The following is a 12801-nucleotide window of genomic DNA, read 5'->3' as shown; positions in this document are numbered from 1 at the left end:
GCCCCGGCACGACGGCGTCCCCGGCGGGGCGCGGGCTCGCGGCCCCCGGTGCGCCCCGGCCGGTTCCGCGCCCGGACGGCCCCGGCTGCCGGGCCGGTCCTACGCGTCCAGCCCGATGGCGAACGCCGCCTCCAGGTCGTGCTGCGAGTAGGTGCGGAAGGCGACATGCGTGTCGGTCCCCTCGACACCGGGGATCTTGCTGATCCGGCCGGGGATCACCTCCGCCAGGTCGTCGTGCCTGGCCACGCGCACCATGGCGATCAGGTCGTAGGTACCGGTGACGGAGAAGACCTCGCTGACGCTGTCCAGCGCGGCGATCGACTCGGCGATCTCGGGGATGCGGTCCACGCTGGTCTTGATGAGCACGATCGCGGTGATCACGGCTGGCTTTCTCCCTCGGTCGCGGCGGATGCGTTCACTCTAGTCCCACGCCCGTAGCGGCCCCACGCGTAGACGAAGCCCGCCCCGAAGCCGACCAGGTGCGCCAGATACGCGACGCCCGGCCCGCTGCCGGCGCCCCTGGCGGCCAGCCACTGAAGGACGAACCAGAAGATCAGCACCGCCCAGGCGGGGAAACGCAGCGGCAGGAAGAAGAGGAAAGGGAAGAGGCTGGTCACCCGGGCCCTGGGGAAGAGGAAGAGGAACGCCCCGAGGACGGCGGAGATCGCCCCGGAGGCCCCTACCAGCGTCTGCTCGGAGTCGGCGTTGACGACCGCGAACGCGAGCAGCGCGAGATATCCGGCACCGACGTAGAAGAGCACGAACTCCAGCTGCCCCATCCGCTCCTCCGCCATGGCGCCGAAGACGAACAGGAACAGCATGTTCCCCAGCAGATGCAGCCAACTTCCGTGCACGAAGAGCGCGGTGAGCGGAGTCAGCAGGGCGTCCGGGGAGCCTGCCATCAGCTCGGCGGGGATCACTCCCCAGCGCTCGAAGTACCCCGCCTGGGCGACGAGCAGCCGGTCACCGAGGCCGTACACGGGGTTGAAGCCGGACACCGGGCTGATGAGGAAGATCGCGCAACAGGCCGCGATCAGGCCGTATGTCACCGTCGGCCCCGAGGCCGCGTTCCTGAGTGCTTCCCTGGCCGTGCCCCACCTACTGATCATGGACAGAGCATGGCGTAGCAGGACCGAACGGTACAGAGTGCCTCGCCGCGACATCGGGTGCCTGCGAGGCCGTAGGGTTACAGGCAGTACATCCGCAGTTCGACGGCGCACCGCGGTACCGCACCCGCATGAGACAAGAGGACGGCACGATGACGACGGTTCCCTCGCCGACCGCCGAGACCAGGTGGCGCTGCACGCTCTGTGGCAATCTGACGCGCTTCGACGTCACACGCTCGTCGAAGGTCGTCGAGTACGTCCATCTGGACCTGGCGGGTGAGCCGACCGTGGAGGAGCGCGAGGTCGTCAGTGAGACCATCGAGTCGGTCCGCTGCCGCTGGTGCAACGCGGTGGACCAGATCGAGCTGGTGGACAGGCCGGGAGCCGGTTCCTGAACGGAGCGGCCCCCATGGGTGGTAGGGGTGACGGATCGTGGAGCAGCCTGAGAACGGCGGCGGGCCGGCCGGTGCGGCCGGTGACGCCGCCGAGGCGCTCGACCGCCCGCTGCCGGAAGGTGTGAGGCGACGGGTCGTCGCCCTCGTCTCCGACGCCTTCGGCGGCCTGACCGTCGCCGAACTGCCCGCCCAGCTCCGGCAGTACGCCCGGTTCACTCCCACCCGGCGCGCCAAGTTCGCCGGCAACGCGATGGCCGCCGCGCTCGAGGGAGACCCCCTCTTCCGCCAGCGCATCGGTGAACGGCTCGGCAAGGCCCAGCCCGAGCTGGTCAAGGCCCTCGAGTCCGGATCGCCGCCCGCCGCCGCGGACCCCGCGGACGTGGCGGCGGCCGCCTATGTGCTGCGTCCGCCCGGCTGGGTCAAGATGGTCGCCGCCGCCGGCGAGGAGGCCCAGCGGGCCGACGCCGAGCGGGCCGACGAGGTCGGGCGGCGCGAGCTGGACCGGCTGCGCGAGGAACTGGCCCACGCCCGCGACCAGATCAGGTCGGAGACCGAGCGGCTGCGCGCCGAACTCGACAGCGCCCGCAAGGAGAACGAGTCGCTGCACCGCAAGCTGCGCAGCGCCCAGGCCGATCTCAAACGCGGCGAGGCCGCCCTGCGCCACCGGGACGCCGAGATCGACGGTGTCCGGGCCCAAGCCGCGGCCCAGGTGTCGGTCGCCGAGAGCGAGACCCGGCGGCTCAAGGCACGCCTGGCGGAGGCCGAATCGGCGGTCGAGGCGGGCCGCCGGGCCGCCCGCGAGGGCCGTTCGGTCGAGGACATGCGGCTGCGGCTGCTCCTGGACACGGTGCTCGACGCGGCCCAGGGGCTGCGCCGCGAGCTGGCCCTGCCGCCCGCGGGCATGCACCCGGCCGACACGGTGGACGCCGTGGAACCTGGGCGGATGTCGCCCAAGGACATCGCGGCACGGGCGCTCTCCGAGACGGATCCCGCCCTCCTCGATCAACTGCTCGCGCTGCCGCAGGCGCATCTCGTCGTCGACGGCTACAACGTCACGAAGACCGGCTATCCGACGATGCCGCTGGAGAAGCAGCGGCTGCGGCTGCTGGGTGGCCTGTCGATGCTCGCCGCCCGGACGGGCGCCGAGATCACGTGCGTGTTCGACGGGGCGGAGCTCGCCGCTCCGGTGCTGCTGGCGCCGCCGCGCGGGGTGCGCGTGCTGTTCTCCAAGGCGGGTGTGACGGCAGACGAACTGATCCGCCAGCTCGTGAGGGCGGAGCCGCCCGGCCGGCCCGTGGTGGTGGTCTCCACCGACCGGGAGGTGGCCGACGGCGTCGCGAAGGCGGGTGCCAGGCCGGTCGCGTCCGCCTTGTTGCTGAAGCGGCTTTCGCGCGTCTCGTAACTCCGGCGGCATATGCCCGATTTCGGATATCCGCAGGTGGGACGCTGCGTCAAGTCTCCATTACTACACGTGTGATGAGAGTAAAGAATGGGCTCCCTGGGTAAGATTTTTCCCGTGAGGATTTGAAGTGATCACAAGAAGGTCACTAAGGTCGGGGCTCGAACCTTCGCGCGGTTGATCGCCCATCCGGGGTGACAGCGAAGGAACCGCCGAGTTCGTGCAGTTCGACCCCATTTCCCCCAGGGACCCGATGCGCGGACGCCGGGGATTCGCGTCCCCCCACTGCCCGGTAGGCGGCTCGAGGAAGAAGGAGCTCGCCTTCGTGGCGTCCCACCGTCGTCCCAAGCAGCCGAGCCGCACCCGCGTGACCGTGCTCACCGCGACCGCCGCGGCGGCCGTCGCCCTGACCGCCCAGACCGCCCAGGCCGACCCGACGCCGAGCAAGAGCGAGGTCAAGGAAAAGGTCGACAAGCTCTACGAAGAGGCGGAGAAGGCCACCGAGAAGTACAACGGGGCCAAGGAGCAGCAGGAGAAGCTCGACGAGCAGATCGACGCGCTGCAGGACAAGGTCGCCCGCGGTCAGGACGAGCTCAACACCCTGAGGGACAGCCTGGGTTCGGTGGCGAGTGCCCAGTACCGCACCGGTGGCATCGACCCCTCCGTGCAGCTCTTCCTCTCCGGTGACCCGGACACCTACCTCGACAAGGCCTCCGCGCTGGACCAGCTCGGCGCCAAGCAGACCGAGGCGATCCAGGAGATCCAGGCCAAGCAGCGCACCCTCGCGCAGCAGCGCCAGGAGGCCCAGAGCAAGCTCGGCGACCTGGCCGAGACCCGCAAGACGCTCGGCGAGAAGAAGAAGGAGGTTCAGGGCAAGCTCGCGGAAGCGCAGCGGCTGCTGAACTCCCTCACCGCCGCCGAGCGCGCCGCACTCGCCGCCGACGAGAGCCGCGCGAACCGCGCCAGCGCGCGTGTCGACCTCGGTCCGTCCGTGCCCGCCTCGCAACGCGCGTCCGCCGCGTTCGCCGCCGCGCAGTCCCAGATAGGCAAGCCGTACGTCTACGGCGCGTCCGGCCCGAACTCCTTCGACTGCTCGGGGCTCACCTCCTGGGCGTTCGCGCAGGCCGGCGTCTCCATCCCGCGCACCTCGCAGGCGCAGGCCAACGCCGGCACCCGCATCTACTCGCAGAGCCAGCTCAAGCAGGGCGACCTGGTCATCTTCTACGGCGACCTGCACCACGTCGGCTTCTACGCGGGCAACGGCCAGGTGCTGCACGCCCCGCGGAGCGGCACCAACGTGCGCTACGAGTCGATCAACAACATGCCGTTCCAGTTCGGCGTGCGTATCTGACCCACGGTCGGACGGACTGCCGCCCAGGCAGTCGGACGGATCGTTCGGCGGGTCCCCACACCCGCCCGAACGGGGGAATTCGTCCCCTTCGTGCAGACGCGACGCCCCGCCGGTGACCTGTGGTCTCCGGCGGGGCGTCACTCTTTGTGCCCGCCGGGGTCTTTGGTCACCTCGTGTTCACCCGGTTACTCTCTGCCGCGCATCGAACCCGGTTCCCGGAAGTCCCGGTGGAACCGCTGCGAAAGTCCTGCGGAAGGGAGCGCGGCACGTGGTGTCCCACCGCCGACCCTCACAGCCCGGCCTCACACGGAGTGCCCGGGGCACCGTCCTTTCCGCGGCGGCGGCCACAGCCGCCGCCGCTCTCGGCGCCGGTGCCGCACCGGCCGGTGCCGAGCCGGGAACCGGCACGGAGCCGACCCGGGCCAGGGTGGACCGGCTCTACGAGGAGGCCGAACGGGCCACGGAGCGCTTCAATGCCGCGGGCGAGCGGGTCGAGAAGCTCCACGAGCAGGTCGGGCACGCGCAGGACAGGGTGGCCCGCAGCCAGGAGCGGATCAACCGGATGCGCGAGGCGCTCGGCTCCGTGGCAGGCGCCCAGTACCGCTCCGGCGGCATCGATCCGGCGCTGGCACTGCTGCTCTCCCAGGACCCGGACGGCTACCTCGAGGCGGCGGCGACGCTGGACCGCGTCTCCGAACGCCACTCCACGGCGCTGACCGAACTCCGCCGCGAGCAGCGCGGCCTCGGCCAGGAACGCACGGAGGCCGCCCGCGACCTCGCCGAACTGGAGCGCAGCAGAAGCGCGGTGGCGCGCCACAAGCGCACGGTGGAACGCAAGCTCGGCGAGGCCAGGCGGCTGCTGAACGCGCTGCCGACCGGGGAACGGGAGGCGTACGACAGGTCCTCGCGCTCCGGGCGCGACGACCTGGCGGGGATGGCCGCCCTGCCCGGACTCCCGGCCGCCTCCCCTCATGCGGCGGCGGCCATGACGGCGGCGCGCAGCGCGGTCGGCCGCCCTTATGTGTGGGGCGCCACCGGGCCCTCCGGCTTCGACTGCTCGGGCCTTGTGCAGTGGTCCTACGCCCAGGCGGGAGTGGGCCTCCCGCGCACCTCCCAGGCCCAGGCGCACGCGGGCACCCGCGTGCCCCTGTCGGCGGCCCGGCCGGGCGACATCGTCACGTACCGGAGCGACGCGAGCCATGTCGGCATGTACGTGGGGAACGGGCAGGTGGTCCATGCGCCCTATCCCGGCGCGGCGGTGCGGTACGACCCGGTGGGGATGATGCCGGTGTACGCGGTGACGCGGGTGTAGCCGGCGGGCGGTCGCTGCGAGGGCCGTTCCCACTCCGCCCCTTCCCGCTGTACCGATGTGCGGCTCCGCCGCGTGGGGTGGGCCCCGGACCCCGCACCGCGATCCGCGCGGTGCCCTCGAGCGCCGGGCGGGCCGACATGCCGCTGCGAGGCACCCGGCCCCACGGGCGCATTCGGTCTCACCTACGGCTGCGACCCGGCCTGCGACGGCCGAGGCCCTGCCGTGGGGGTCGGGAATGCCGCTGCAAGGCATCCAGCGCCGGCGGCGCAGCCGGCGTCCGGGGCGGGGTGCCGGACGGGCCTGAGGAGTCAGCCCCGCCGGCGTCGGAGGCGCGGGGTGCCGGGCAGGGCTCAGGTTGCCGGGCAACTTCAGCCTCGCCGGCGATTCGGGGCTCGGGGGCGGGCCCCCGGAACACCGCGCGGAGCCCGGTGGCGGTGGCGATGGGGCGGCCCCGGCGGGGCGTTACGTACCATCGCAGGATGGCATCGCACGGGCGCGCGCATCGCACAGCAGGGACGGCGCTCGCCGTGCTCGTGCTCGTCGGCGGGTGCGGTGGCATCGGGCCGGCGCCCGTGGACCCGGCCGTCGAGGAGATACAGCAGGCCCTGGACGTCCGGGCCGCCGCCCTGCTCGGCCACGACCGCGCCGGCTACCTCGCGTCGCTCGAGCCGGGCGCGGCCGCTCTGCGGGTGGCGCAGGGCGAGGAGTTCGACAACCTCGCCGATGTGCCGCTGCACTCGTGGGGGTATCGGATCAAGGGCGTTCGGCACCGGAGCGGGAACGCCGTCGTCGAGACCGAGCTGCGGTACCGGATAGCCGGCTACGACAGCGCGCCGATGACCGTCTCCCGCACCCTCGAGCTGACCGAGCGCGACGGCCGCTGGTACGTGACCGCCGACCGCGCCGGCGTCGGCGCCCCGCAGCAGCTGTGGCAGCAGGGCGATGTGGACGCCGCACGGGGCAGCCACAGCCTCGTCCTCGGCGTCGGGCAGGACGAGAAGCGGCTGCGTGAACTCGCCGCCGCCACCGACCGTGCCGTGCCGGCCGTATCGGGCGCCTGGCCGTCGAAATGGGCCGGCAGGGTCGTGGTGCTCGTACCGGACTCGGTGGAAGCCATGGGCAGGATGCTGGGCACGCCGGCGGCCGGTTACCGGGGCATCGCGGCCGTGACCACCGGCGAGACGGGCGGCCCGAAGGGCGGCTCGCCCGCGGACCGGGTCGTCGTGAACCCGGAGGCGTACGGGCTGCTCGGCGAGTTCGGGCAGCGGATCGTGCTCACCCATGAGACCACCCATGTGGCGACCCGGGCGCACACCTCCGCGGCGACACCGATGTGGCTGTCGGAGGGCTTCGCGGACTGGGTCGCGTACCGCGGCACGGGACGTACCGCCGCGGAGGCCGCCCCCGAGGTGCAGGAAGCGGTCCGGGCCGGGGACGTGCCCGCCGCGCTGCCGACCGACCGGGACTTCTCCTTCGGCGGCGACGCGGACGCCCTCGCGCGGGCATATGAGGGCGGCCGGCTCGCGTGCGAGATGATCGCCGGCCGCTGGGGCGAGGCGAAGCTCACCGCGTTCTACCGGTCCGTCGGTGAGGGGCCGCGGCGGGAGGGCGCGATCGAGCGGGCACTGGGCGAGGAGCTCGGCACCACGCCGGAGGAGTTCACCGCGATGTGGCGGGACTTCCTTCGCGAGCAGCTGGGCTGATCCGGGCCGGCGGCCGCGGCACGGGAACCGTCTGCCGCCACAGCCGACGGCAGGCGGTGACCGTCGCGGCCACCAGAAGCCCGTTGCGAAGGACGAGCAGGGCGATGCCGGACGGATCGCTCGCCACGACTTCCGCGAACCAGATGGGGAACTCCAGCACCGTCACGGCGGTGGCCGCCAGCACCAGCCAGGCGGGGAGCGTCATCCGGCTGCCACGGAACACCAGGCACACGGCGGCAAGGCCGACCAGCCACACCATGTACTGCGGGCTGATCACCCGGCTCGTGGTCGTGAACAGCAGCACCGCCGCGAAGGCGGCGTCGCACGGCGTGGACGGCCCGAACTCCCTCGCACGCAGCCGCCACAGCACCAGCCAGCAGAGCGCGAGGACGGACAGTCCGAGGGCGGCCGTGCTGACCATCGGGACGTACGGGCCGAGGAACTCGACGGACCCGTAGTTCAGCAGCACCTGCCCCTCCCAGCCGAAGTGCCGGGCGAAGTGGAAGACCAGGGCGCCCAGCGACTCGACCTCCGTACCCCGGTCGCGCTGGAAGGTGAGGAAGGCCAGCCCGCCCGGCATCAGCGTGCACAGCAGCACGGTGACCGCCCCGCCCGTGGCCGCCGCCGCGCCCCAGGACCTGACCGTGGTGCGCCCCCGCGGCACACCCAGCAGGAGCAGCACCGGCCACACCTTCAGCACCGCGCCGAAGCCCGCCAGCGCCCCCAGGGTCCCCGGCCGGCGCACGCCCGCGAGGAGCGCGGCGACGGCGACGGCCGTGACCATCAGGTCGTAGCGGGCGTACACCGTCGGGCCGAGCAGCGGAACGCCCACGACCCACACCCAGGTGCCCCGCCGCGCGGTGCCGTGTCGCTCCGCGTACCGCAGCAGGAGCAGGACCAGCAGGTCGCACACGAGGACGACGACGAAGAAGGCGGAGGTGTAGTCGAGGCCCGGCAGGAGCCCGGGGGAGAGGATCGCGAGCGCGCCGGCGGGCGGGTACTGCCACGTCACGTCGTCGAGGGGGTACGTGCCGCTGCTCAGCACCTCGTACCAGCCCCGGTAGATCGCCGAGACGTCGCTGGTGACGTCGGGCCCGGGGAAGACGACGACCTTGAAGACGAACAGCAGCAGCGCGGTCCTGGTGAGCAACCACACCGTGAAGGGGAGGATCGTGCCTCGCGCGAGCGCCGTCGGCATCGTGTCTCTTTCGTCGGTGGAGGAGCCGGGGGACGACTCGGGAGCTGAGACTGCCATCATGCCGTGGCGGTACCCGAACGGGGCGACCGGGCCGTTCGGTACTGTCTGCGACGATGCACAAGACCCTGATCGTGACCAACGACTTCCCGCCCAGGCCCGGCGGCATCCAGGCGTTCCTGCACAACATGGCGCTACGGCTGGACCCCGGACAACTCGTCGTCTACGCCTCCACATGGAAGCGCGGCCGGGAAGGGGCAGAGGCGACCGCGGCGTTCGACGCCGAGCAGCCCTTCACGGTCGTACGCGACCGTACGACGATGCTCCTGCCGACCCCTCGGGTCACCCGCACGGCCGCGCGGCTTCTGCGCGAACACGGCTGCGAGTCCGTGTGGTTCGGCGCTGCCGCCCCGCTCGGACTGATGGCCCCGGCTCTCCGGCGCGCGGGCGCGCGCCGGCTGGTGGCCACCACGCACGGCCACGAGGCGGGATGGGCGCAACTGCCCGCGTCCCGGCAGCTGCTGCGCCGCATCGGCGAGGGCACGGACACGATCACGTACCTCGGCGAGTACACCCGCTCACGCATCGCCGCGGCGCTGACGCCCGAGGCCGCGGACCGCATGGTCCAGCTGCCGCCCGGCGTCGACGAGAAGACCTTCCACCCTGGCTCCGGCGGCGACCTGGTCCGGCAACGGCTCGGCCTGAGCGACCGGCCCGTGGTGGTGTGCGTCTCACGCCTCGTGCCGCGCAAGGGGCAGGACACGCTGATCCGTGCCATGCCCGCGATCCTCGCGAAGGTGCCGGACGCGGTGCTGCTGATCGTCGGCGGCGGCCCGTACGAGAACGAACTCCGGGGCCTCGCGGCAAAGACCGGGGTCGAGGGGTCGGTGCGCTTCACCGGCGCCGTGCCGTGGTCCGAACTCCCCGCGCACTACGGCGCCGGCGACGTCTTCGCCATGCCCTGCCGGACCCGCAGGGGAGGTCTGGACGTCGAGGGACTCGGGATCGTCTACCTGGAGGCGTCGGCGACCGGTCTCCCCGTCGTGGCGGGCGACTCGGGCGGCGCGCCGGACGCCGTGCTCGACGGCGAGACCGGCTGGGTCGTCCGCGGCGGCTCGGCGGAGGAGTCGGCCGAGCGCATCGTCCACCTCCTTGAGGACCCGGAGCTGCGGAAGCGGATGGGGGAGCGGGGGCGGGCCTGGGTCGAGGAGAAGTGGCGCTGGGACCTGCTGGCGGAGCGGCTGAAGGCGCTGCTCTGAGGGGGCGGCTCGTCGTGCGGGGCGCCTGCGGCGGGCCTGCTGCCCTCCCCCGCCCCTTCCCGAAACCGGGGCAGGCTCCGGACCCGGTACCGCGCTTCGCCCGGTGTGCTCGAACGCCGGACGGGCCGACCAAGTCGGCCCGTCCGGCGTTCGAGGCGCGGGGGCGGAGCCCCCGCGACCGACCGTCAGGCGCGGTAGATCGATTCGATCTCGTCCGCGAAGTCCTTCGCCACGACGTTCCGCTTCAGCTTGAGCGACGGCGTGATGTGGCCCGCCTCCTCCGTGAACTGCGCCGGCAGGATTCGGAACTTGCGTACCGACTCCGCCTTGGAGACAGCCGCGTTGCCGTCGTCGACGGCCTTCTGGATCTCCGCCCGCAGGTCCTCGTCGTCGCGGAGGGACGCCGCCGTCGAGCCGGCCGGCTTGCCGTGTTCCGCGCACCAGCGGCCGAGGAACTCCTCGTCGATGGTGACGAGCGCGCCGACGAACGGGCGGCCGTCGCCGACGACCATGCACTCGGCCACGAGGGCGTGCCCGCGGATGCGGTCCTCGATCACCGCGGGGGCGACGTTCTTGCCGCCGGCGGTGACCAGGATCTCCTTCTTGCGGCCCGTGATCGCGAGGTAGCCGTCCTCGTCGAGGGTGCCGATGTCGCCCGTGTGGAACCAGCCGTCGGCCAGTGCCTCGGCCGTCGCGGTCTCGTTGTTCCAGTAGCCGGAGAAGACGTGCTCGCCGTGGAGCAGCACCTCGCCGTCGTCCGCGATCCGCACCACGGAGCCGGGCAGCGGCTGGCCGACCGTGCCGATCTTCTGGCGGTCCCACGGGTTGAACGCTGTCGCCGCGCACGACTCCGTGAGGCCGTAGCCCTCCAGCACGGTGAAGCCGATGCCGCGGAAGAAGTGGCCGAGCCGCTCGCCCAGCGGCGCGCCGCCGGAGACCGCGAACTCGCCGCGGCCGCCGAGGACGGCGCGGAGCTTGCTGTAGACGAGCTTGTCGAAGACCTTGTGCTTGAGCTTCAGGCCGACCGGCACGCCGCCGGACCCGCCCAGCGCGCGGCTGTAGGCGATGGCCGTGTTCGCGGCCTTGTCGAAGATCTTGCCCTTGCCGTCCGCCTGGGCCTTGGCCCGCGCGGAGTTGTAGACCTTCTCGAAGACACGGGGCACACCGAGGATCAGCGTCGGCCGGAAGGAGGCCAGTTCGTCGGTCAGGTTCTTGATGTCCGGGACGCAGCCGAGCCTGATCGGCGCCATCACGGCCGCGATCTCGACCATGCGGCCGAAGACGTGCGCGGCGGGGAGGAACAGCAGCACGGAGCTCTCGCCCGTACGGAACAGCGGCTTCAGGCGCTCGACCAGGTTGCCGCACTCCGCGAAGAAGGCGCGGTGGGTGAGCACGCAGCCCTTGGGGCGTCCGGTGGTGCCGGAGGTGTAGACGATGGTCGCCGGGTCGTCGGCCTTGGCGGAGGCGCTGCGCTCGTCGACGGTCGCCTCGGAGATCTCCGCGCCGGCGGCGGTCAGTTCGTCGACCGCGCCCTTCTCGATCTGCCAGACGTTCCGCAGGTCCGGCAGCGACTCGCGCACGGACTCCACGGCGGCGGCGTGCGTGTCACCCTCGACGATCACGGCCGCGGCGCCGGAGTCACCGAGGATCCACTGCACCTGCTCCGCCGAACTGGTCTCGTAGACAGGCACGGTGACCGCGCCGGCGCTCCAGATCGCGAAGTCCAGCTGGACCCACTCGTAGCGGGTGCGTGAAATCAGGCCGACCCGGTCGCCGGGCCGGATGCCGGCGGCGATCAGGCCTTTGGCGGCGGCCCGCACCTCGGCGAGGAACTGCGTCGCGGTGACGTCCGTCCATCTGCCGCCGACCTTGCGGCCCATCACCGCCACATCCGGGTGCTGCGCGGCATTGCGGCGGATGAGATCCGTCAGGTTGCCGTCCGTAGGGACCTCGTACAGGGCCGGAAGGCTGAACTCGCGCAAGACTGCTGCTCCTCATCGGGCGCCGGCGCCACGGCTCTGTGTGATGCACCGGCTGCGGTCCAAGATCGGGCAGGGTGCTCGGTGGGGGTGAGCACGACTGGACTGCCCGGACGTTACCCACGAGTACACGGTTCCCGATAGGGGTTCCCGGCCAATGTTCTGTGCGTCACACATCGATGGCTGGACTTCGCGCAGAGTATTCCACTCTGCGTGCCGGACCCAAGTAACCGCAGGTAGGCCCCCCTCTACCCAGGGGCTCTCGACGGGTTCTAGGGTGACCGCCATGCGAGGCATGCGAGTCAACGTGGTCAGTGATGTGCACGGCAATGCCAAAGATCTCGCCATTGCGGGCGACGGTGCCGATGCCCTGGTATGCCTCGGTGACCTGGTGCTTTTCCTCGATTACGCCGACCATTCACGCGGCATCTTTCCCGAACTGTTCGGTGTGGAGAACGCCGACCTGATCGTGGAACTGCGCACCGCCCGGCGCTTCGAGGAGGCGCGGGACCTCGGCCGCAGGCTCTGGGCGGAACTCGGCGTCGACAGGGAGACCGCCATCGAGGCGGCCGTACGGCGCCAGTACGCCGAGCTGTTCGCCGCCTTTCCCACCCCGACGTACGCCACCTACGGCAACGTCGACATCCCGGCCCTGTGGCACGAGTACGCCCGCCCCGGCACGACCGTCCTCGACGGCGAGCGGGTCGAGATCGGCGGCCGGGTGTTCGGCTTCGTCGGCGGCGGACTGCGCACCCCGATGCGCACGCCGTACGAGATCTCCGACGAGGAGTACGCCGCCAAGGTGGAGGCGATCGGCGAGGTCGACGTGCTCTGCTCGCACATCCCGCCCGACGTCCCCGAGCTGACGTACGACACCGTCGCCCGCCGCTTCGAACGCGGCAGCCGCGCCCTGCTGGACGCCCTCCGACGCACCCGGCCCCGTTACGCGCTCTTCGGCCATGTGCATCAGCCGCTCGTCCGCCGCATGCGGGTGGGCGCGACCGAGTGCGTCAACGTCGGTCACTTCGCGGCCGGCGGCCGTCCCTGGTCCCTGTCCTGGTGAGCCGGGGCACGCACCGGAGGGCCGTGCGGTCGCGATAGC

General features: G+C 72.0%; 11 protein-coding genes. 7 read left to right on the top strand and 4 right to left on the bottom strand.

Going from position 1 to position 12801, the window contains the following annotated elements; translation table 11 throughout:
* Positions 1 to 99: 99 nt before the first annotated feature.
* Positions 100 to 381, bottom strand: coding sequence for an Lrp/AsnC family transcriptional regulator (locus tag MDN94_RS38720; protein WP_358758050.1), 282 nt, complete (start codon positions 379 to 381; stop codon positions 100 to 102).
* Positions 378 to 1109, bottom strand: a complete 732-nt coding sequence (locus MDN94_RS38715; protein WP_482730441.1) for a rhomboid family intramembrane serine protease — start codon at positions 1107 to 1109, stop codon at positions 378 to 380. Before MDN94_RS38715 ends, MDN94_RS38720 begins: the two co-directional genes overlap by 4 nt.
* Before the next feature lie 149 nt (positions 1110 to 1258).
* Here MDN94_RS38715 and MDN94_RS38710 point away from each other — a divergent pair, with 149 nt between their 5' ends.
* The 5 genes from MDN94_RS38710 (at position 1259) to MDN94_RS38690 (ending at position 7266) form a co-directional block, all read left to right on the top strand.
* Positions 1259 to 1501 (top strand): hypothetical protein, encoded by a 243-nt coding sequence (locus tag MDN94_RS38710; protein ID WP_159695250.1) that lies wholly within the window; start codon positions 1259 to 1261, stop codon positions 1499 to 1501.
* Between the two features lie 37 nt (positions 1502 to 1538).
* On the top strand, positions 1539 to 2903 hold the full coding sequence (locus MDN94_RS38705) for an NYN domain-containing protein (protein WP_482730440.1): 1365 nt from the start codon (positions 1539 to 1541) through the stop codon (positions 2901 to 2903).
* A 322-nt stretch (positions 2904 to 3225) separates the two neighbouring features.
* On the top strand, positions 3226 to 4251 hold the full coding sequence (locus MDN94_RS38700) for a C40 family peptidase (protein WP_482730439.1): 1026 nt from the start codon (positions 3226 to 3228) through the stop codon (positions 4249 to 4251).
* Between the two features lie 268 nt (positions 4252 to 4519).
* Positions 4520 to 5563 carry a C40 family peptidase gene (locus tag MDN94_RS38695; protein WP_482730438.1) on the top strand — a complete coding sequence of 348 codons (1044 nt, stop codon included), beginning with the start codon at positions 4520 to 4522 and terminating at the stop codon, positions 5561 to 5563.
* 479 nt (positions 5564 to 6042) lie between these two features.
* Positions 6043 to 7266, top strand: coding sequence for a hypothetical protein (locus MDN94_RS38690; protein ID WP_482730437.1), 1224 nt, complete (start codon positions 6043 to 6045; stop codon positions 7264 to 7266).
* On the opposite strand, the gene MDN94_RS38685 is transcribed toward MDN94_RS38690, so the two are convergent.
* On the bottom strand, positions 7223 to 8464 hold the full coding sequence (locus MDN94_RS38685; protein WP_482730500.1) for a glycosyltransferase 87 family protein: 1242 nt from the start codon (positions 8462 to 8464) through the stop codon (positions 7223 to 7225). The genes MDN94_RS38690 and MDN94_RS38685 overlap by 44 nt on opposite strands.
* A 113-nt stretch (positions 8465 to 8577) precedes the next feature.
* On the opposite strand from MDN94_RS38685, the gene MDN94_RS38680 reads away from it, so the two are divergent.
* Positions 8578 to 9720, top strand: coding sequence for a glycosyltransferase family 4 protein (locus MDN94_RS38680; RefSeq protein WP_482730436.1), 1143 nt, complete (start codon positions 8578 to 8580; stop codon positions 9718 to 9720).
* 185 nt (positions 9721 to 9905) lie between these two features.
* Here MDN94_RS38680 and MDN94_RS38675 read toward each other — a convergent pair whose 3' ends face one another.
* Positions 9906 to 11702 carry an AMP-dependent synthetase/ligase gene (locus tag MDN94_RS38675; RefSeq protein WP_482730435.1) on the bottom strand — a complete coding sequence of 599 codons (1797 nt, stop codon included), beginning with the start codon at positions 11700 to 11702 and terminating at the stop codon, positions 9906 to 9908.
* A 292-nt stretch (positions 11703 to 11994) separates the two neighbouring features.
* On the opposite strand from MDN94_RS38675, the gene MDN94_RS38670 reads away from it, so the two are divergent.
* Positions 11995 to 12762 carry a metallophosphoesterase family protein gene (locus MDN94_RS38670; RefSeq protein WP_482730499.1) on the top strand — a complete coding sequence of 256 codons (768 nt, stop codon included), beginning with the start codon at positions 11995 to 11997 and terminating at the stop codon, positions 12760 to 12762.
* Positions 12763 to 12801 lie beyond the last annotated feature (39 nt).

Source organism: Streptomyces sp. WAC00040, from assembly GCF_056835925.1.
This window is presented reverse-complemented; position numbering and strand designations above follow the sequence as displayed.

What these genes read in the sequence shown, in the direction of transcription:
- MDN94_RS38715 (WP_482730441.1), bottom strand. Translation starts at nt 1,109, where the DNA reads ATGATCAGTAGGTGGGGCACGGCCAGGGAAGCACTCAGGAACGCGGCC.
- MDN94_RS38710 (WP_159695250.1), top strand. Translation starts at nt 1,259, where the DNA reads ATGACGACGGTTCCCTCGCCGACCGCCGAGACCAGGTGGCGCTGCACG.
- MDN94_RS38685 (WP_482730500.1), bottom strand. Translation starts at nt 8,464, where the DNA reads ATGCCGACGGCGCTCGCGCGAGGCACGATCCTCCCCTTCACGGTGTGG.
- MDN94_RS38690 (WP_482730437.1), top strand. Translation starts at nt 6,043, where the DNA reads ATGGCATCGCACGGGCGCGCGCATCGCACAGCAGGGACGGCGCTCGCC.
- MDN94_RS38680 (WP_482730436.1), top strand. Translation starts at nt 8,578, where the DNA reads ATGCACAAGACCCTGATCGTGACCAACGACTTCCCGCCCAGGCCCGGC.
- MDN94_RS38670 (WP_482730499.1), top strand. Translation starts at nt 11,995, where the DNA reads ATGCGAGTCAACGTGGTCAGTGATGTGCACGGCAATGCCAAAGATCTC.